The following is a 20,114-nucleotide window of genomic DNA, read 5'->3' on the forward strand; positions in this document are numbered from 1 at the left end:
GGTCACGATAATAGTTATCAGGGTAAGTATCAAGAAACGAGAAGTTAAAGCGCAGGAATTGCGAAATGAGATTCTTCCTCTCCCTGTGGGCTGAGGGTTCCCCACAAATTAATGCGAGCACTGAGCAATCCCCTCGCCCCTCCGGGGAGAGGGTTAGGGTGAGGGGAACATACGGCGGTGGTGGTCATTCCGTTCACTTTATGTTCCTTGCTACTCTGTAACGACATGACCGGTGAACGTGCCAGGGTGGCTCAGTCGCCACCACCCTGGCGACCCGGGCTCCCGGCGGTAAATCGCCGCTTCGCGGTGCCCTCGGCTTATTCCTTCCGGCTTATCGGGTACGGGCGGAGGCAACGTCCCTGTAAAGCCGCCCTCTCGGCGCATCCCTGCGCCTCGCCCCGGCCTGCAGGAAACGCCTCAGCGATTTACAGCCGGACCAGGGCATCGCTGACAGCCCTCAGTCATTTAGAAAGCAACTTTATTGCTTCTGCATAAAAAAATTACTGGGGATCCCTCAGCCCTGTGGGAGAGGGGCAGAGTGAGGGCACAGCCCGCAGCGGAGTTTAGCGGCTAAAATGTCTGGTGATGGCGCCCTGTCCTGAAGCCGTCACAACCACCTCCCTGTACCCCGCCACCCGCTGGATCCACCCTTTGCTTTCCAGATAAAGAAGCAGCGCTGCGCCGGCTTCGCCTCCGAGATGAAACCGCCGCTCGCTCCAGTCCAGGCAGGCGCAGCACGCTTTTCGGCGCGAATGAGCGCTTAACGAAACGCCGAGCTTCAGAAACTGCTCCCGACCATACGGCGTGAGCGCTGAACCGTCTGCCTCCAGCCAGCCTGCTGCCTGCATGAAATCGTAGATCTGCACCGCCACCGCGCCCGCCAGATGGTCATAGCAGGTCCGCGCCTCCCGCATGGCTTTCGGCGCGGTAGTTTCCGGCGGGGTAATGCGGCTCCACGAAAGCCCCATCATCTGTTCCACCAGCGCCGCCACGTCGTGCCCGGCAAGACGATAATAACGATGCCGCCCTTGCGACAGGCAGGTAATTAGCTGCCCTTCAACCAGCCGGGCGAGATGCCCGCTGGCGGTCGACGGCGCAACGTCTGCCGCCGCACTCAGTTCGGTGGCCGTCCACGCCCGCCCGTCCATTAGTGCACAGAGCATTTTCACGCGCGACGGATCGGCCATTGCAGCCGCTACAGCGGCAATGGCCTTTTCCAGCATCGCGCTGTTATCAGAGGGTAAGCTCGTCTTTAACATTCGTCGCCCAGGGTGTGGTGATCTCAGCGGCCAGCTTATCATCATCCGTCAGCAGAATAAGGTGATTCGCGTGGTCGCTGTACTGAGTCAGGATAGACACGCCCTTTGCGGCCAGCGCCGCCGCTATCTCGCCCAGCTCGCCAGGACGCTCCTGCTTAAGCTTTCTGATCACCGGCTTTCGCAGCGCCTGCACGGTAAACCCGGCGTCGAGCAGCACACGGCGGGCTTTTTCCCCGTCCTCCACCAGGAAATGGGCATCCGTACCGAAAACGCCGCCCCCCTCCAGCCCCACGCCGTTGCGGCCTAACAGCTGTCCAAAGCGCGCCAGCTCGCCGGGCCTGTCGCTAAAAATCACGTGAACGTCATACATCCGCGTGCCCTCTCGTTTCAGAGCTGTACTCCCGCACCAGCTGCGCCACGCGAATACGGTAGAAAGAAAAAATCGACTCCCGGCCTTCGGCCTGCGCGGCCTGATGGAAGACATTCTGCTTCCAGCGGCGGACGGCCTCTTCATCCCGCCACCAGGAAAGGGACAGGATTTTGCCGTCGATGCTCAGGCTCTGAAAACGTTCTATATCAATAAAGCCGTCGATGTCCGCCAGCAAAGGCTTGAGTTCAGCGGCAAGCTGCAGATAGCGCGCCTGATGATGAGGCTCCGCTTTGGCTTCAAAAAGGACTGCGATCATGGGTGTCTCTCCGTAGTGAGGGTGTGGAGAGAATGCAGGAGGAAAAACCACAATGCTTCGGTATGGAGCGAAGTGTTTGCCGGATGGCGCTGCGCTTATCCGGCCTACGGGCTCATGTAGGCCCGGTAAGCGTAGCGCCACCGGGCAGGGTTTAACCCACCATCGACTTCGACTCCATAAACGCCCCAATCCCCCACTCGCCTGGATTACGGGCGCTGGTGGCGATGATCCGCGAGCGCGGAATTATTCCAGGTTAGCCTTGTTCAGACCGTAAGCCGCATCCAGCGCGCCCGGCTCCATGCGGGAGGTAATGCCCAGGCGATTCCAGGCGTTGATCGCTACGATGGCGAAGTTCAGCTCTGAAATCTCGACATCCGAGAAGTGCTCCGCCACGCTGCGGTACAGCGCATCGCTCACGCCATGTACGCCAATCTGGGTCAGCGCTTCGGTGAAGGCCAGCGCCGCTTTTTCACGGGCGCTAAACAGCGGGGACTCGCGCCAGGCCGCCAGATGGTACAGGCGCAGCTCGCGCTCACCGGCGATTTTAGCCTCTTTCGAGTGCATATCCAGACAGAAGGTGCAGCCGTTCAGCTGCGATACGCGAATGTCGATAAGGTGCTTAAGCGCCGGGTCGATGGAGGTTTTCGCCACCTCCATGCTCAGGGCAGAAAGCGCGTTGGCAAGTGCAGGTGTGGCTTTGTGGTGGTTTACGCGGGTGCTCATTGTCTTTCCTCTTTTTGTGCCGTTTTTTTCATGCGATAAGGCAAATCTACGCCGTTAATGACATAGTAAAAAGACACAAAAAGCGTGAAATGAGGTAGGACATGAAGCCGGGCTATCATGAGATTTATTCCCGCTATCGCGACAACATCACGCGCGGCGTGCTGAAGCCGGGCGATAAAGTGCCTGCCATCCGCGTGCTGGCGGAAGAGCTTAAGGTCGCGCGAAAAACCGTCGAGACGGCGTATGCCATTCTGACGGGCGAAGGGTATCTGGTAAGCCAGGGCGCGCGCGGGACGCGGGTGAACCCGGATCTTCTGCTGCCCGCGCAACACGCCCCCACAGAACAAGCGACCGGCACGCTGCCGGCGTCGTTGATTAGCCAGCGCGAACGGGCCGGTTTTCTGCGCCCCGGCATTCCGGCGCTCGACAGCTTCCCCTATAAAAAATGGCTGCTGCTGGCGGGCCAGGCGACGCGCGCCATGCGTCAGGATGAAATGCTCAACCCGCCGGTGCTGGGCTGGTATCCGCTGCGCGAGGCGATTGCCCGCTATCTCAATATCTCGCGCGGGTTATCCTGCACCGCCGAACAGGTACTGATCACCAGCGGCTACAGCGGCAGCCTGCGCCTGATCCTCGACACGCTTGCCAGCCGCAGCGACAAGGTGGTGTTTGAGGATCCGGGCTATTTTATGGGCCAGCAGCTGCTCAAGCGGATCGTGCCCCGCCTGCACACCGTGCCGGTTGATCGCTGCGGCATCGATACGGACTACCTGCTCCGTCATCATCGCGACGCCCGTTTTGCCATCGTTACCCCGTCGCATCAGAGTCCGCTGGCGGTGACGCTCTCCCTGCCGCGCAAGCAGCAGCTGCTCGACTGGGCGTCACAAAACGAGGCGTGGATTATCGAAGACGATTACGACGGGGAATTTCACTACACCCGCAAAGTGCTGCCGTCGATGAAAAGCCTCGACCAGCATGACAGGGTGATCTTTATGGGCACCTTCAGCAAAACCATCATGCCTTCACTGCGCATGGGCTACGTGGTGATGCCCGCCAGCACCGTCGGGGCCTTTACCGACTGCGCGGACATTACCACCAGCGGCCAGCCGGTGCTGACGCAAAAAATCCTCACCGCATTTCTCAACGAAGGGCATTTTTTTCGTCATCTGAAAAAGATGCGCGCCCTGTATCAGATCCGCCGCGACTGGATGATTGCCGCCCTGCGTGAGGTCTATGGCGATCTGTTTTTCACCGAGCAAAACGACGGCGGGATGCATATTGTCGCGTTCCTCGCAAAGGGAAGCGCTGACCGGGAGATCGCCCGCTGCTGGCAGGAACAGCAACTACAGGTTAATGCGCTTTCGGCGTGGTATCGCGGATCAGGAAAACGCTACGGGCTGGTGATGGGCTATAACAACGTGCGGTCATATCAGGAGGCGGTTGAGCTGCTGGAAAGGCCGAAACGGCAGACGCTTGCGCTGTTGAGTTGAAAACCGCCGGGTGGCGGCTGCGCCTTACCCGGCCTACGGTCTCCTGTAGGCCCGGTAAGCGTAGCGCCACCGGGCAACCCTATGCTTACACATCATATCGCGATAACCCAACGTCCTTGAGCTGCTCGTCGCTCATCTGGCTCAGAATGCGGCGGGTACGGTTGATGCGATACCAGTTACGCAGCGTTTTCGCTACCCAGACAAACGCGATAAACGGACGTTTTGAACGATTCTCGTAGAATTCCATGATGCTCTCCTCGCTGTGCCAGTGGGGTTATCATCATGGAAAACGGCCAGTACAATACAGATTCAAAAACTGCTTTTGTTTACCATACAGATCCGCTAAAACGGTATCTGCATGGCGTTTTACCCACCAGTCTGTACTGGTTTATTAATCTGTATGGTGAAAACAAAGGATACAGCATGACGCGCTATCAACATCTGGCCAACCTACTGGCGGAACGTATCGAACAAGGGCTGTATCGCAGCGGCGAACGTCTGCCGTCGGTACGCACGCTGAGCCAGGAACACGGCGTGAGTATCAGCACCATACAGCAGGCCTACCAGATCCTCGAAAATCTCCAGCTGATCACGCCCCAGCCGCGCTCCGGTTATTTTGTCTCGAAACGCAAAGCGCAGCCGCCCGTACCGGCGATGACGCGCCCGGTGCAGCGCCCCGTGGACGTCACCCAGTGGGATGAGGTGATGATGCTGCTGGACGCCCGCGCCGACAAAGAGATGATCTCCTTTGGCGGCGGCTCGCCGGACATCAACCAGCCGAGCCTGAAGCCGCTGTGGCGCGAGATGAGCCGCATTGCGCAGCATAACCCTGGCGAAATGCTGAGCTATGACGTGCTCGATGGTCGTCTGGAGCTGCGCGAGCAGATCGCCCGCCTGATGCTGGACGGCGGCTCCACCGTGGCGGCAAACGAGATTGTGATCACCAACGGCTGCCACGGCGCGCTGTCGATCGCCCTGCTCTCGGTGTGCAAACCGGGGGACATCGTGGCGGTCGAGTCGCCGTCGTTTCACGGCACCATGCAGATGCTGCGCGGATTCGACATCAAGGCGATTGAAATACCTACCGATCCCGAGACCGGGATCAGCATCGAGGCGTTAGAGCTGGCGCTGGAGCAGTGGCCGATCAAAGCGGTGATCCTGGTCCCCAACTGCAATAACCCGCTCGGGTTTATCATGCCGGAAGCGCGTAAAAAGCAGGTGCTGGCGCTCGCCCAGCGGCACGATATTGTGATTGTGGAGGATGATATCTACGGCGAGCTGGCCGCAGAGTACCCGCGCCCGCGCACCATTCACTCGATGGACATTGATGGCCGCGTGATCCTCTGCAGCTCCTTTACCAAAACCGTGGCGCCCGGGCTGCGCGTCGGCTGGATTGTGCCGGGGCGCTATTACGACCGGGTGATGCACATGAAATACGCCGCGGGCGGGTTTAACGTGCCGGGCACGCAGATGGCGGTGGCGGCGTTTATTCGCGACGGTCATTACCATCGCCACGTGCGGCGCATGCGCCAGATTTATCAGCAGAATATGGAGACCTACACCTGCTGGGTGCGGCAGTATTTTCCGGCAGAAATATGCGTTACCCGCCCGCAGGGCAGCTTCCTGCTGTGGGTCGAGCTGCCGGAGATGGTCGACATGGTGTGCGTCAGCAAGCAGCTGTGCCGTCTGAAGATCCAGGCTGCGGCGGGGTCGCTGTTTTCCGCCTCCGGTAAGTACCGCAACTGTCTGCGGATCAACGTGGCGCTGCCGCCGACGGATAAACATCGCGAGGCGTTGAAAAAGATGGGTGAGGCGATTGTGATTGCGATGGAGGGGTAGTGCGGCATTTTGCCCTCACCCCGCCCCTCTCCCACAGGGAGAGGGAGAAAACCGCTCCCGCTACCCGGAAAAATCAACAACTCAGAACTTCCACGAAACGCTGCCGACAATGCTGCGCTCTGCACCGAAGTAGCAGTAAGAGAGCGAGTTACACGCCGCAACGTAGCTTTTGTCCGTCAGGTTATTGACGTTCAACTGCGCGCTCACGCCCGTGAGCCCCACTTTCGACAGGTCATACCCCACGACCATATCCACCAGGGTGTATGACGGTAGCGTATGGGTGTTCTGACGATCGCTGGCGATCCCGTTGACATAGCGCACGCCGGAGCCGACGGTCAGGCCGTCCAGCGGGCCGCTTTTGACGTCGTAGCTCAGCCAGGCGCTGGCCATGTTACGCGGGGCATAGACGGCGCGCTTGCCCTCCTCTTCCGGGCTGCTCTTCTTGTAGCGAATATCCGTATAGGTGTAGGCCGCCTGCATGCGCAGGCTGTCGGTCAGCTGTCCAATCGCCTCCAGCTCAACGCCTTCGGATTCGATTTCACCGATGGAACGGTACGGATCGGTCGGCTCCTCTTTAGTGGCAATGTTCTTCTGGTTGATGCGGAACACCGAGGCGCTGAACTGGCTGTTCATCCCCTCCGGCTCATACTTCACGCCCGCTTCCCACTGCTTGCCCTTCATCGGATCCAGGATATTCCCCTGCTCGTCGGCAAAGCTGGTCGGCGTAAAGGCGGTGGAGTAACTGACGTACGGCGCGACGCCGTTATCAAACAGATACAGCAGCGCCGCGCGGCTGCTGAAGTTGTTTTTATCCAGATCGCTGCGGGTATGGTTGAAGTTGTCGACGTTCGACACGCTCACCTGGTCGTAACGCCCACCCAGCGTGAGGCGCCAGCGGTCAATGGACATCTGATCCTGCAGGTAGTAGCCGGTCTGGCGCAGCTTATGCTTTTCCCTGCTGTACTGGGTGATGTAGTCCGGCTTTGCGCCATAAGCAGGATGGAAAGCGTCAATCGGCGGGAAGCCGCCGTAGTAGCCGGTGACGTTGTTGGTGCGGTCCTGGTAGTCCATGCCGATCAGCACGCGGTGGTTCACCTCGCCGGTATCGAAGCTGCCGTCGACCTGGTTATCCAGGGTGATGGCGTTCATCTTCTCGTCGGAGCCGGAATAGCCGCGGTTCAGCTCGGTGTCGTTCAGCCAGCCTGCGGCATACACCTGGTTCAGCTCGACTTTGGTGTGCAGGTAGCGCAGCTTCTGACGCACGGCCCAGCCGCTGTCAAACAAGTGCTCGATGTTATAACCGACCATGTTTTCCCGACGATCGTACTTGTCGTAATCGTCTTCACCTTCAAAAAAGGTGTTGGAGATTTTCTTACCGCTGTGCGGCACGACGGTGCCCTCATACGGCAGGCCGGAGTGGCTGCCGCCTTCCGGATCGCGGTGCAGGTAGGCCATCAGATCCAGACGGGTATTATCGGTGATACGCCAGGTCAGGCTCGGCATCAGCGCGTAACGCTCTTCTTTGAGCGGATCGAACTGGGAATCGGCATAGCGGGTCATCCCGCTGAGGCGCACCGCCACGCGGTCGTTATCATCAACCGGGCCGGTGACGTCGAACATCGCCCCGCGCTGGTTATTGTTACCGGCGAAGAGCTTGATCTCCCCGCCCGGATCGAACGATGGCTTACGGGAGGTGAGCGCCACGATGCCGCCCGGCGATGAGCGACCGTACAGCACGGAGGCCGGGCCGCGCACGACTTCGATACTGTCCAGGAACCACGGATCAACCACCAGCGAGCTGTGGGAATTGGTGTCGCCCATCATCTTCAGTCCGTCGAGGTAGACGTTGTCCAGGCTGCCGTCCGAGAAGCCGCGCAGCACCATGTAGTCGAAGCGGTTTGATGCCCCAATCTGGTTGCTGTAGACCCCCGGCGTGTAGCTCACGGCCTGACGCACGCTGGTTGCGCCCTGCTCTTCGAACTGCTCGCGGGTGACGATAGAGACCGATTGCGGGGTTTCAATATCCGGCGTTTCAAGCTTGGTGGCCGCAGACTGCATCTGCGAGGTCACCACCACGGTGTCAGTTTTTTGGGCATCCTGCGCCAGTAAAGGAAAAGCGACGCTACCGGTAACCCATCCCACCAGCAGTGCCAGACGCGATTTAGCAAACATAACCCTCTCCAGAGATATTTCTTATTGTTAATAAGAATTATTACCTTTTTGAGGGTGCAAACAGCTATGCGCGCCGCCAGGTTATGTATGCGCGATGCTAAACCGCACGGGATACGTTCGCGCGATGGACAAAATTACGTTAGCGGAGTTTGCGCACGTCACCCGGTGAAATACCGTAATGACGACGAAACGCGGTGGCGAAGTTGGTGGCATGCTGATACCCGCACATCCACGCCGCCTGCTGTACGCTGTGGCCTTCCAGCAGATAGCGACGCGCCAGCGCAAGGCGACAGTCGCGGAGATAATCGAAGAGTGTGCAGCCGTAGCGTTGACGGAACTTGCTGCGCAGGCTGCTTGGGCTCATGGCAGCAAGGGCTGCCAGCTGCGCGAGTGTATGGTCACGTTCAGGAGACTGTTCCAGTAGGCACCGGACGCGTTCCAGACGCGCATGCTCAGGGCGGCTCGGACAGGGCAGCTGGCACTGGTTCAGGCCGTGGCCGAGCAGCTGGTACATGAGCCCCTCCAGCAACAGCTTACGCGAGAGCACGCTTCCCCCCTGCCGCTGTACATGCTGAATGCCTGACATCACAAACTCGGGAACGTGCCAGACAAACGCGGAGGTATTCAGGCTTTGCCATTCCAGCAGTAGCGACTCAAGCAGGGCTTCACGTCCGGCATCGTGCGGGTACACGCCAAACGAGAGCGTTTTCAGCGTGCTGTCAGCATCGTGACGCGCGCTCATCACCTGATCTTCACTCAGACGCGAGCTGAACGCCATGCCCGGGCGGACGGGATAATCGATACCATTGAGCGTGAGCGTCACGCACCCTTCCAGCACCACCAGCATATAAAGCGGGCTGCTGTGGCGAGAGGTGGTTTCATAGGGCTGTAATACACGTACGTCGGAATGGGTCAGTGAAATGCCGGACGAGAGCGTCATCTCTTCAACATTCCCCTGCAACACGGGGCTGCCGCTGACCTGATCATCTTTTAGCTGCGGGAAACGGTAGTCGATGCCGTAGCGCTCGCCGAATAATTGAAAATCCTCAACAAAAAATATGCGCTTCGCTGATGTATTTTCACTCTGGAGCATAATTCGGAGCCTGCATCGGGGAAAGGACAGGCAAAACAGTACCATTCATTTGCCATGGCAGCAATCACCGGGCGCAGACACTATTACGCTCCGGACGAAACCGGAGCGAAGGCGTATATTTCTTTACGAGAAATATATTTATGCTTCCTGCCACTCAGCAAAAACCTCTTTATGGTTTTTGGTCAGGACAACTTTATTATCTTCGACCTTATCGACCCAGCCGAGAGGAATAAAGTGGTGCTTGCCGCCTGATTCCGGGTCGCTCTTCGCAAGCTTGATACGCTCACCATCAAGATGGTCCACAACCCCGACATGCGTTCCGCAGCTGGCGACAACCTGAGTGTGATCCTTAATTGCGCTTTTATCTACCATATTAATTCTCCTGTTTCGGTTATTTGCCTGTTGCACGAAATTAACTGTGGCGCATAAATTCGGACCTGAAATGCGTATTAGCATTTTGAAACATCATTGACAGAACCGAATATTATGTCTATTTAGCGCCGAATTGAAAAAAATAAGAATGAGATGAATTATTAGCGACTGATTATTTTCCGTTCATAATTAAAGTATCGCAACCAACGAGGAGGTATTTATGACGATTCGCAACAATCGGACAGAAATTTCGCTGGCTCTTGGTGAAGCGGTCTTAGACATCGTGCAAAAAGGCCATGAGGTATCGCGAGATAATCTCGCCCAGGCGATGAAAATCAAAGCGGAAAAAGAGCGCGACGATGAGCGGCTTCTGAACTACTGGAAGGCCTGTAATATGCTGGTTTGAACGTAGCGGCGTTTAGTCTGACTAAACGCCGCAGTCTGTTACTCGTCGAAGTACCAGTATCCCTGGTTAATCAATCCGGTCAACTCTTCCACAAACGCCGGATTATTCAGCGCTACACCCAGCTCGGCCTGGCCGAGCTGGGTGTAGCGGGACAGCGCGTCCGCCCCGTTCACATCCGCCGTCTCCAGCTGTTCGCTGTTGATAAAGAAGCAGCCGTTGATGTTCAGCACGCGCAGCCCGCTCAAGCGTGATAGCGTTTCGCCCCCTTGCAGCGCGTCGAGCACCTCGTCTGCGGAATACGGCGGCTCGGCGGCGGCAATATCCAGCTCGTGACGCGGCGTGGAGACGAAGCTGCCGAACCATTTTGTAAAATCATCCGGCTTGCTAATCATGTCGATCATCATCTGGCGAATGCGATCGAGCTCGTACTGCTCCACGCGGCCCGGGTGTTCGCGGCAGGTCAGATCCGGATCGCTGTAGTGCTCGCCACCCAGATCGTTTTCCAGCGCGTAATCGGCAAAGCTGCTAATCAGATCGCGACCATTCGGCCCGCGGAAACCGACAGAGTAGTTGAGCGCGGTTTCATGGGTGAAGCCGTCATGCGGGAATCCAGGCGGAATATAGAGGATATCGCCCGGGGCCAGATCTTCGTCAATGATTGGCTCAAACGGATCGACGTGCAGCAGGGCCGGATGCGGACAGAACTGACGCATCGGCAGCTTGTCACCCACGCGCCAGCGACGGCTACCCATCCCCTGAATAATAAACACATCGTACTGATCGATATGCGGCCCAACGCCGCCGCCCGGGACGGAGAAGGAGATCATCAGGTCATCGAGACGCCAGTCCGGCAGGACGCGGAACGGACGCACCAGCTCTGCGGCGGGCATATGCCAGTGGTTCACCGCCTGCGCCAGCAGAGACCAGCCGGTTTCACCGAGGTTATCGAAATGCTCAAACGGGCCATTGCTCGCCTGCCACTTGCCGTTAGCATGGCTTACCAGGCGGCTATCGACTTCCGGCTCCATCGCCAGACCCGCCAGTTCATCAGGGGTAATGGGGTCGACAAAATTCGGGAAGGCATTTTTCAGCACAACGGGTTGTTTTTGCCAGTATTTCTCAAGAAATTCCGGCCAGTCGAGGTTCAGTTGATACGCCATGGTTAGCACCAGTGAGAGGGGAGACAGGCGTGATTATAGAAGAGACAGCCAGGGGGGAACTTGTCATGGGTCAATCGAGCGCGCGTAGGTCGGGTAAGGCGAAGCCGTCACCCGACGCACGCGCGGGCTAAAACTTAATCCAGGTTCAGCTCGTCATAATGGGTGATCAGTTTGCCCACGATGCCGTAGTCCAGCGCTTCCGCCGGTGACATCCAGAAGTTACGGTCGGTGTCCTTCTTCACTTTCTCCAGCGGCTGGCCGGTGGCGTCAGCAATCAGTTTGTTTACGCGTTCCAGCATGCGGATAATCTCGCGCGCTTCGATTTCGATATCCGTTGCCTGACCGCGCACGCCGCCCAGCGGCTGGTGGATCATAAAGCGGGTATTCGGCAGCGAGTAGCGGTGCTCTTTTTTCGCCGCCAGGAAGATGGTGATCCCGGCGCTTGCCACCCAGCCGGTGCCAATAACGTGCACTTCCGGACGAATAAACTTAATGAAGTCGTGGATGGTGTCGCCCGCTTCCACGTGGCCGCCCTGGCTGTTGATGTACAGCTTGATCGGATCGTTGCTGACGCTTTGCAGCAGGATCATCTGAGTGATGACTTTCTGGGCCAGCTCCTGGTTGATCTCACCGGAGATGACAATCGAACGGGATTCCAGCAGTTTTTGCTGTAGAGCGCCCGCGCCGCTTGTTCCTTCCGCTTTTTCTTTATCGTCACTGCTTTTCAGTGTGTAGTGCATCGTTATGTCCTCAGCTTGTCGCGCTCAAAATCAGAGTGTAGCCTGTTTTACCCGTCGGCGTCCTCACACAAAACATTGTGGCTCAGGATGAATATCGCCTGTGTCACGCTCTGGCTTCGCAGCAGGAAAGGTCTCTAAAAACAGCGTTCCGATCCTAACCAATTCGCCACATTTTTATTACACTTTCATATCATCTTCATATTGCCGAATCATAATAATTATTAATGTGTTAGTATGAATGAGGATAGCAAACAGTCGCTTACGTTCAAAAAGGCGCATTTTATTCTCGATGGTTTACTGATCACACCGGGGCGGTGAATGGAACACATTGTTTATGTGGTTGATGACGATGACGCAGTCAGGCAGTCCGTTGTTGGGCTGCTGGAATCAGCGGATATACACGCCCTTGGCTTTTCCTCAGCAGAAGCCTTTCTCAGCCATCCCTTTGAGGATCTGCCCTCCTGCGTGATCCTCGATATGCAAATGCCCACGATCACCGGGTTTGATGTCGCAGATGCGCTGAAAGCCAACGGCGGGAAATACCGATCATTTTTCTCACCGGTCACGGCACCATCCCTATGTCCGTCCGGGCGATCAAAGGCGGGGCCTACGAATTTCTCACTAAACCCGTTGAATCCAGCGCCCTCATTGGCTCTATCGAATCCGCGCTCAGGCTGGCACAGCACAACGCCGCCCGCGTCAAAGAGCACTACGCCCTGAAACAGCGCCACATGTCCCTCACGCCGCGCGAGCATGAGGTGCTTGAGCTTGCCATCAGCGGCAAGCTCAACAAGCAGATCGCCGCCGAGCTGGGCGTCAGTGAGATTACGGTGAAAGTACACCGCCGCCGGGTGATGGAGAAAATGCAGGTCCGCTCCGTGGCCGAGCTGGTCAGGGCCGTCGAGCGCCTGACCAAACATCAGCCAGCGGAATAACCGTTACGCCTCCTGTCCGGCAAGCGGCAACGCGAAGGTAAACACCGTGCCGTACGGCTCTCTGCGGCGCGCACTCAGTTTTCCCCGGTGCCGTTCAATGATGCTGGCGCTGATGGTCAGCCCCATCCCCATTCCCTGCGCTTTGGTCGAATAGAACGAGTCAAAGATCCGCTCGGTGAGCTCCGGCTCAATGCCGCTGCCGGTATCGGCGATCTCAAAGATCACCTTCCCTTCGGCGCAGTTCGCGGTGGCGATCGTGATGCTGCACGGGCGATCCGTCACTTCCGCCATCGCTTCCATCGCATTCATCACCAGGTTAAGCAGCACCTGCTGGATCTGCACGCTGTCGCCGATGATAAAGCTGTCGTCAGCGTTCAGGAGATAATCAACGCTTATGTGTCGCAGCTCAAGTTCGCTGCGGGAGAGCATAATGATGTGGTGGATCAGGAAGTGCAGATCGATTCGCGTAAACGTGGGGTCCTGTTTGCGCGTCAGAGATTGAATGCTGCGGATGATCTCCCCTGCCCGCTCGCCCTCGGCAGCGATCTCCTCCAGCCCCTCTCGCACTTTGTCCAGCCGCGCCGGATCGCGGTTGAGCCAGCGCAGGCTCGCGCCGGCGTTCGAGACAATCGACATCAGCGGCTGGTTGATCTCGTGCGCGATCGAGGAGGTGAGTTGCCCGACGGTGGTGGCCCGTGAGACTCGCGCCAGATCCGCCTGCGCCACCCGCATCGCATCTTCCGCCGCCCGCTGGCTGGTGATGTCGGTAATGATGCCGTAATACTCATTCACCTCGCTGCCCACGCCCACCGGATCGCCAATCCCGAGGATGTAGCGAACGGAGCCGTCGGTGCGGATAATGCGAAACTCCGCGCGCATCGACAGCCCGTCACGCACGCTCTGATTTACGAGGTTACCGATCCGGCCATAATCATCCTCATGCACGAAGGTCAAAAACTCCGCCATTGAGATCATCTTTTGCTGCTCCGGCAGGCCAAGAATACGGGCGTACTCTTCGGACATAAACATCAGATCCTGCACCAGCTCCCAGCGCCAGCTGCCGGTATGACTGATCTGCTCACCCAGCATCAGCGAGGTCTGGCTGGCGCGCAGCTCTTTCTCCACCCGTCGGCGGTGGATGTTTTCCGCCAGCAGCTCGGCGTAGAGCCGTGCCGTCTCCAGCGAAACCGCCGCCTGCGCGCCCAGCAGGCTGACCACGCGCGAATGTTCGGCGGTAAACACTTCCGGCATCAGGCGGTTTTCCAGATACAGCACCCCCACCAGTCGCGCCTGTTTGAACATCGGGACACACATCACGGCGGCGCCGGACGTCACCAGATAAGGATCCTGGCTGAACGGGTGAAATTCCTCCGGTTTGCCGGTGCGGATCTCCTGCCCGGTGCGGATCACCGCGGCCAGCACCGACAGCGGCATGTCCGTCGCCATCGGTGTCTCTTTCAGGATGCGAACCCGCACCCCGTCGGTGCTGGTCCAGGCGCTGGCTTCGATCTCCGGGATGTGATTATCGCTGACGCGAAGCAGCAGGCCACGCTGTGCCCCGGCCCGTTCAAGCAGCAGCGTCATCAGGTTTTCAATTAAACGCTCGAGGTTGATTTCTTCGGACAAGGCGCGTGAGGCTTTGATGACGCTCTGTAAATCGCGGATCACCTCGTTCTGGGCAAATGCCACGGTGTCGTACGCGCGGCTCTGCCCGGAGGCCAGCAGATGCGGGAAATCCTGCTCCAGCTGACGCACCTTGGCCTGCGCCCCGGCGCGGCCCCAGGCGGCAATCGAACCGCGGAAATGGGCGTCGGAGGCGGTCGGGTAGCCGCAGGCCAGCGAGAAACGCCCTGCCAGCTCGTGGGCCAGGGCATTGATCGGGTTAAACCCGCCCTCCCGCGAGAGCCGCACCGCCTTTTCATACTGCTCCAGCGCGATGCTGTTCATGCCGTCCAGACGGACGATTTCGGCATAAATCAGCGCCTCTTTATCGGCAAACGTGCCCGGATTGATCCGCGCCCAGAGGGCAATTTTGTCGTAATGGTGATGAATACTGCGGCGATAATCCGCCGAGAAGGTCTCCGGCGAAAGCTGGCGGGAGAGCGCCAGCGCGCTGTAAAAATGGTAATCCAGCAGATGGATATGGCCCGGCGCGGACCACGCATACCAGCCCGCCCTCTCTAAATCCGCCTGCGCGTCGGCGTATTCGCCGCAGGTAAAGTGCGCCATCCCGCGATAGAGCCAGTACCAGAACAGCATGGTCGAGGTCTGCTCGGGCGCCTGCTCCGGCGGTGCGGGCAGCAGATCGTCAGGCAGCGCCTGGGCGGCGCTCCATGTGCCCGTCACCGGCGTGCGTAAAAACTCCACGTAGCGGCGCTGAATGTGCAGAACGGTTTCAATGTCCTGATAATCTGTTTTACGCACAAAAGCCAGACCGCGATCGATGCTGGTCAACACGCCGTCCAGATGATCGCCCCGGGAGAGGAAGTTAATGATCTGATGACAGGCCGCGAAGCAGGCCATCGTCATGTCGCCGTGGGTCACCGCCGAGGTAAAGCAGGCCTTGGCGCACTCGATAGTGTACGACAGCGGCTGGGTCCAGACGCTGAGCTGGTCGAGCGGCAGCAGAGTTTTAGCTTCATAGGCATCATAGCCGTGGCGGTTCACCAGCTCGCGAGCCAGCGTGCCGTACTCAAACCCGAGACGGTATTCGGCATAGCGGTGGCCAATCAGCACGCCAAACCAGGCCATCGCCGTGGTGGATGCGCCGGTTATGCCGCGATCGAGCGTGAGGTGCATCATCCGGCACAGGAGTAAAAAGTGCAGGCGCGGGCAGGTAAAGCTGGCGAAAATACTGGCGCTGTAAAGCAGGTTCATTACCGCTTCGGTCTCCGCGCTCTCCATCAGCTTAAGCTGAGTAAACGGGTTCTGCGGCGCGTCGGCGGTGCGTTGACAGAACTGCTGCCAGGCCTCGTCACATTCGGCATTTTCCGGGTAGCGGCTGATCTGGATCCCGAACACGCCCAGCCAGCATAACGACGCCTCCAGCGCCAGGCGGATCTCCGACTGGCGCATATAGACTTCCGCCAGCAGGTTAGCGGCCAGCGCTTTCTCCGTCAGCCCGCCCGGTGAGCCGAGGATCGTATCGCACAGCGCGCGCGTGCGCTCCAGGTGCCCGAGCGCGAACTCACAGCCCGCCTCTTCGATATCCAGCATAAAGTCCGAGACCGGACCCGCGTTCCCCAGCGCTCTGGCGGTCTGGATGTAACTTAAGGCGGAAAGGTAATCGCCGGTACGCTTCGCACGCCGCGCGGCCTGGAGGCTCAGCTCACGGAATCTCTGGCGCTGCGGCGCAGGCTGGATGCAGTCCAGCGCGGCGCTGACGTGGTGAACCGCGCGGAACAGCAGTTCGTTACCCGCCGTCTGCCGCGCGGCATCCGCCAGCAGGCTGGCGGTGGTCAGGTGCAGATGGCTTTTCTCGCCCTCATCCAGCAGGGCAAAGGCGGCTTCCTGCACCCGATCGTGGGTAAAAGCGTACTCTTTCTCCGTCAGCACTATCAGCTGAGCGGTAACCGCCGGATGAAGGGCGTAGCGGATTTCCGCCGCCGACTGCCCCACCACGCGGCACAGCATCTCCAGCTCGCCCGTGCAGCCGAGGCAGGCGATGCTGCCCAGCAGGCGGCGCGTCTCGTCGGGCATCTCTTTGAGCTGTTCAAGCACCAGCGTCACCACGTTCTCGGTGTAATGCCGGGCGCGGATGGCCTGGAGATCGTAATGCCATTTCCCCTGATATTTGTTGTGCACCACCAGTCCGTCATCGACGATGCGGCGGAAAAATTCCTGAACGAACAGCGGGTTGCCGCCGGTTTTTTCATGGATCAGCGTGGCAAGATCGGAGGTGCCGGTACTGCGGGCATGAAAAATCCCCCCGAGCCAGCGTGCCACGGCCTTCACCGACAGCGGCTGCGGCACGATCGTCATGGCATGCTGCGCCGCCTCCGGCAGGCTCGCCAGCGCGGTCTGCAAGCTGGGATCAGAAAGCGAACTGAGATCGCGGTGCGCCACCACCACCAGCAGCGGGATGGCGCCGCAGGCGCGCAGCAGGTAATCGAGCGTTTGCAGGCTGGCGGCGTCGATCCACTGCACATCATCCAGCAGCAGCACCAGCGGCGCGCCCTGGGTGGCGAAGGTTTTCACCAGCGCCAGCACCATATGGCTGAAGCGCGCCCGCGCGTCGATGGAAAACGTATCCGCAGAGAAACGCGGTTTGTTCTCAAGAAATAAATTCAGCTCCGGCACCAGGCTGACAGCCAGCTCCTCGAAGCCTTCCAGCGCGCGCGACAGGCGGGTTTTCCACGTCGCCACCTCCCCGGCTGGCAGCCCGAGCAGGTGCAGCGTGAGCGTCCGAAACGCCGAACTCAGCACGCCGTAGGGCAGCGTGGGAGAGTATTGATCGACCTTGCCCACCGCCAGCAACACCTTGCGCTGTTGCAGCGATTTCAGCGTGGTGGCGATCACGGAAGATTTGCCGATCCCCGACGGACCGCCAATCGTCACCAGTTCCGGCGCACCGCTCTGGCTGACCCGCTCAAACGCGGCGATGACGTCGCTGGCCTGCGGATGCGCAGAGAAAAGCGAATCGGCAAGATGGATCGCCGGAGAGCGATCCTGCTGGCCGGGAATAAAGTCGACGATCTCACCTTCGGCGGTCAGCGTCGCCTGGCAGCGCCTGAGGTCGGCAATCAGCCCGTCGACGGTCTGATAGCGATTCTCCGGATTCTTCTCCAGCAGCTTAAGGATAATGGTCGAGAGCATGCCGGGTACGTCCGGACGCACCCGGCCCGGCGCAAGCGGCTCAGAGGCAATGTGGTAATGCGCCCAGTTAGTCTGGTCATCAGCGCTCAGTTCAAACGGCAATCGCCCGGTCAGAAGTTCATAAAGCACGATACCCAGACTGTAGAGATCGCTCCGGCTGTCGACGGCGCGCCGGGTACGCGTGGTGTGTTCCGGTGACATGTAGGCGGGCGTGCCGCCAGACGCGGCAAGCCGGGACCGGGAGAATGCGTCGGAGGTGGCGCAGGAAAGACCAAAGCTGCACAGACGGCTGGTGGCGTCGTGATGAACGAAGATCGACCCGGGTTTGATATCGCCGTGGATCAGGTTGTGCAGATGCATCTGGCGCAGGGGACCGCAGATGCGGATCGCCATCTCGATAAAGCGGGCGATCCCGGAAATCGCCTTACCTGCCCGGCACGCCAGCAGTTCAAAGCAGAACGGCGCGTAGACCAGCGCAAAACGTCCGCGGTACTGGGTTGAAGCGACAGGCCGGATAGCCCAGCCGTCATGAAGCCGATCGCGCAGGGCAAACTCGTTTTTAAGCAGCCGCGTTGCCCGCTCCTCTTCTTCATCGCTGACCGCGGTGGCAATAATAAACGAACCGCCGGACTGGGGATGCCGCCCGTTCATCCAGGAGATGCCGCCCTCCTGCGCCAGCACGGTAAAAATAACATCCTCTTTCAGAACAAAAGCCCGCCCTTCATGGAGACTTCCCCGGGCGGGCCAAAATGCAGGCGACGTTTGTTCGTTCATCCGCGATCCTTATTGTCGGCGGGTCAGCTCCCGCTGAATATGATCCAGCAGAATATCGATGTTAATCGGCTTACGCAAAAATGCAGCGGCGCCCAGGCTAAGTGCATACCGCTGCATATTTTCATCCGCATGGCCGGAGATAAACAGTATTGGCGGCGGCGGTGTGGCCAGCAACCGCAGCTTCTCAAACAGCTCGATCCCGTTCATGCCGCGCAGCTTGATGTCGGTGATCACCAGCGACGCGCCGGACAGGGCGAGAGGGTGGCTCAAAAACACCTCTGCCGAATCGAAGGTATCGGTAGCATACCCTTCCGATTGCAGCAGGTTACTGAGCCCGCTGCGAACAGAGCGTTCGTCATCAATGATGGCAATGCGCCACGGCAGCGTCATGCTGTCTTTCCTCAAACAATTCGTTACGCGTCGCGTCTTTCCTTCGCGGGCGCTGGGGGCGCGGTACCGCTGATTTTCGGTACGCATTCATGACGAAACCAGGCCAGGGTCAGCGGTTCGCGGCTCACCAGACGCCGTCCGATGGGGATCAGTTGTTCACCCACCAGCATGCCGAACAGGCCAAGCAGCGCGACGACCGGCGGCGCCGGGGAATGCACGTCGAGCAGGGCGTAAATTACCCCAGCCGCGACCCCGCACACCAGCGAAATAATCCAGGCCTTCATGATGACGCTCCGGTCAGGTGCTGAACGTGGGGAACCGTCACCTGCACGCCAGCGGGATTATCGCGGGATAAAAGATGACGCATCGCCTGTTCCCCTGCCAGCATACCCAGCAGGCCAATCAGCGCCAGCGCGGGCGGCGCGGGGGAACGCACCTTCAGCACGGCATACATCAGGCCAATCAGCACGCCTGCCGCGAGGGATATCAACCCTGTACTCATTGTGAACTCCAGAGAAAAAGGCAGTGACGAGCCGGATGAGGGACCAGCCCGCCAGGGGACTTAGCGTGCCGGAACCGGCGCTAAGGTACGGTGCTCGCTCTTCTGGCGAGACGGCGCTTTGTGCACCATGGTGTAGGCATAATCCACGCCCATGCCGTACGCACCGGAGTGCTCGCGCACGATATCCATCACCGCGGTATAGGTCTCTTTATGTGCCCAGTCACGCTGCCACTCCAGCATCACCTGCTGCCAGGTCACCGGGATCACGCCCGCCTGGATCATGCGCTGCATCGCGAAGTCGTGGGCTTCTTTGGAGGTGCCGCCGGACGCGTCCGCCACCATATAAATTTCGTAGTCCCCTTCCAGCATCGCGCACAGGGCAAAGCTGTTGTTGCACACTTCGGTCCACAGGCCCGCGACAACCACCTTCTTCTTGCCGTTAGCCTTCAGCGCGTCACGCACTTTCTGGTCGTCCCAGGAGTTCATGGAGGTACGCTCCAGAATGTCCTGGCCCGGGAACACGTCCAGCAGCTCAGGATAGGTGTTACCGGAGAAGCTTTCGGTCTCTACGGTGGTGATGATGGTCGGGATGTTGAACACTTTTGCCGCTTTCGCCAGCGCCACGGTGTTGTTTTTCAGCACCTGGCGGTCAATAGACTGCACGCCAAACGCCATCTGCGGCTGGTGGTCGATGAAGATGATCTGACAGTTGGCTGGGGTTAAGACTTCGAGCTTTGTAGTGGTCATAAGATTATCCA

Annotated in this window: 18 protein-coding genes and 1 pseudogene; 4 read left to right on the plus strand and 15 right to left on the minus strand. The window is 59.0% G+C overall.

Going from position 1 to position 20,114, the window contains the following annotated elements; all coding sequences use genetic code 11:
- Positions 1–563: 563 nt before the first annotated feature.
- From CKK19_RS16820 to CKK19_RS16835, 4 genes are all read right to left on the minus strand, one after another.
- On the minus strand, positions 564–1,259 hold the full coding sequence (locus CKK19_RS16820; RefSeq protein WP_063854182.1) for an ArsR/SmtB family transcription factor: 696 nt from the start codon (positions 1,257–1,259) through the stop codon (positions 564–566).
- The gene (locus CKK19_RS16825; RefSeq protein ID WP_022646936.1) at positions 1,234–1,629 is read right to left on the minus strand and encodes an amino acid-binding ACT protein; all 396 of its coding nucleotides are present in this window, start codon (positions 1,627–1,629) and stop codon (positions 1,234–1,236) included. The genes CKK19_RS16820 and CKK19_RS16825 overlap by 26 nt, the downstream gene beginning before the upstream one ends.
- A complete protein-coding gene (locus CKK19_RS16830) occupies positions 1,622–1,945 on the minus strand; it encodes an antibiotic biosynthesis monooxygenase family protein (RefSeq protein WP_023305388.1) in 324 nt (107 codons plus the stop codon). The genes CKK19_RS16825 and CKK19_RS16830 overlap by 8 nt, the downstream gene beginning before the upstream one ends.
- A 243-nt stretch (positions 1,946–2,188) precedes the next feature.
- Entirely contained in the window at positions 2,189–2,668 is a 480-nt protein-coding gene (locus CKK19_RS16835) for a carboxymuconolactone decarboxylase family protein (RefSeq protein ID WP_022646934.1), read from the minus strand.
- A gap of 101 nt (positions 2,669–2,769) precedes the next feature.
- On the opposite strand from CKK19_RS16835, the gene CKK19_RS16840 reads away from it, so the two are divergent.
- Positions 2,770–4,158, plus strand: a complete 1,389-nt coding sequence (locus CKK19_RS16840; RefSeq protein ID WP_063854183.1) for a PLP-dependent aminotransferase family protein — start codon at positions 2,770–2,772, stop codon at positions 4,156–4,158.
- A gap of 85 nt (positions 4,159–4,243) precedes the next feature.
- On the opposite strand, the gene CKK19_RS16845 is transcribed toward CKK19_RS16840, so the two are convergent.
- Positions 4,244–4,405, minus strand: a complete 162-nt coding sequence (locus CKK19_RS16845; RefSeq protein ID WP_003863073.1) for a DUF1127 domain-containing protein — start codon at positions 4,403–4,405, stop codon at positions 4,244–4,246.
- A 176-nt stretch (positions 4,406–4,581) separates the two neighbouring features.
- Here CKK19_RS16845 and CKK19_RS16850 point away from each other — a divergent pair, with 176 nt between their 5' ends.
- Positions 4,582–5,997 (plus strand): PLP-dependent aminotransferase family protein, encoded by a 1,416-nt coding sequence (locus tag CKK19_RS16850; protein ID WP_023305386.1) that lies wholly within the window; start codon positions 4,582–4,584, stop codon positions 5,995–5,997.
- An 81-nt stretch (positions 5,998–6,078) separates the two neighbouring features.
- On the opposite strand, the gene foxA is transcribed toward CKK19_RS16850, so the two are convergent.
- The 3 genes from foxA to CKK19_RS16865 form a co-directional block, all read right to left on the minus strand.
- Entirely contained in the window at positions 6,079–8,187 is a 2,109-nt protein-coding gene (gene foxA, locus CKK19_RS16855) for a ferrioxamine B receptor FoxA (protein ID WP_154819169.1), read from the minus strand.
- Positions 8,188–8,308: 121 nt separating this feature from the next.
- A complete protein-coding gene (locus CKK19_RS16860; RefSeq protein ID WP_225455187.1) occupies positions 8,309–9,262 on the minus strand; it encodes a helix-turn-helix domain-containing protein in 954 nt (317 codons plus the stop codon).
- A 138-nt stretch (positions 9,263–9,400) separates the two neighbouring features.
- Positions 9,401–9,634 (minus strand): DUF2171 domain-containing protein, encoded by a 234-nt coding sequence (locus tag CKK19_RS16865; RefSeq protein ID WP_003863067.1) that lies wholly within the window; start codon positions 9,632–9,634, stop codon positions 9,401–9,403.
- A 220-nt stretch (positions 9,635–9,854) separates the two neighbouring features.
- On the opposite strand from CKK19_RS16865, the gene CKK19_RS16870 reads away from it, so the two are divergent.
- Entirely contained in the window at positions 9,855–10,040 is a 186-nt protein-coding gene (locus CKK19_RS16870; protein WP_063854186.1) for a hypothetical protein, read from the plus strand.
- Between the two features lie 38 nt (positions 10,041–10,078).
- On the opposite strand, the gene CKK19_RS16875 is transcribed toward CKK19_RS16870, so the two are convergent.
- Together CKK19_RS16875 and CKK19_RS16880 are read right to left on the minus strand one after the other, a co-directional pair.
- Positions 10,079–11,200, minus strand: a complete 1,122-nt coding sequence (locus CKK19_RS16875) for a cupin domain-containing protein (protein ID WP_023305383.1) — start codon at positions 11,198–11,200, stop codon at positions 10,079–10,081.
- A 134-nt stretch (positions 11,201–11,334) separates the two neighbouring features.
- Positions 11,335–11,940 (minus strand): ATP-dependent Clp protease proteolytic subunit, encoded by a 606-nt coding sequence (locus CKK19_RS16880; protein ID WP_022646928.1) that lies wholly within the window; start codon positions 11,938–11,940, stop codon positions 11,335–11,337.
- A 318-nt stretch (positions 11,941–12,258) separates the two neighbouring features.
- Between CKK19_RS16880 and CKK19_RS16885 the strand changes: the two are divergent.
- Positions 12,259–12,875: pseudogene (locus CKK19_RS16885) on the plus strand (response regulator transcription factor).
- Positions 12,876–12,878: 3 nt separating this feature from the next.
- Here CKK19_RS16885 and CKK19_RS16890 read toward each other — a convergent pair.
- The 5 genes from CKK19_RS16890 to CKK19_RS16910 are packed head-to-tail and all read right to left on the minus strand — an operon-like array spanning position 12,879 to position 20,103.
- A complete protein-coding gene (locus CKK19_RS16890) occupies positions 12,879–18,464 on the minus strand; it encodes an ATP-binding sensor histidine kinase (protein ID WP_063854187.1) in 5,586 nt (1,861 codons plus the stop codon).
- Positions 18,465–18,473: 9 nt separating this feature from the next.
- Positions 18,474–18,854 carry a response regulator transcription factor gene (locus CKK19_RS16895; protein ID WP_006810275.1) on the minus strand — a complete coding sequence of 127 codons (381 nt, stop codon included), beginning with the start codon at positions 18,852–18,854 and terminating at the stop codon, positions 18,474–18,476.
- Between the two features lie 23 nt (positions 18,855–18,877).
- Entirely contained in the window at positions 18,878–19,138 is a 261-nt protein-coding gene (locus CKK19_RS16900) for a XapX domain-containing protein (protein WP_063854188.1), read from the minus strand.
- Complete coding sequence (locus CKK19_RS16905; protein WP_022646923.1) at positions 19,135–19,356, minus strand: DUF1427 family protein; 222 nt, start codon at positions 19,354–19,356, stop codon at positions 19,135–19,137. The genes CKK19_RS16900 and CKK19_RS16905 overlap by 4 nt, the downstream gene beginning before the upstream one ends.
- A 60-nt stretch (positions 19,357–19,416) precedes the next feature.
- Positions 19,417–20,103 carry a hydrolase gene (locus CKK19_RS16910; RefSeq protein ID WP_022646922.1) on the minus strand — a complete coding sequence of 229 codons (687 nt, stop codon included), beginning with the start codon at positions 20,101–20,103 and terminating at the stop codon, positions 19,417–19,419.
- Positions 20,104–20,114: the final 11 nt, after the last annotated feature.

This window comes from Enterobacter sp. CCUG 70166 (assembly GCF_020224095.1).
Lineage (GTDB): Bacteria > Pseudomonadota > Gammaproteobacteria > Enterobacterales > Enterobacteriaceae > Enterobacter > Enterobacter intestinihominis.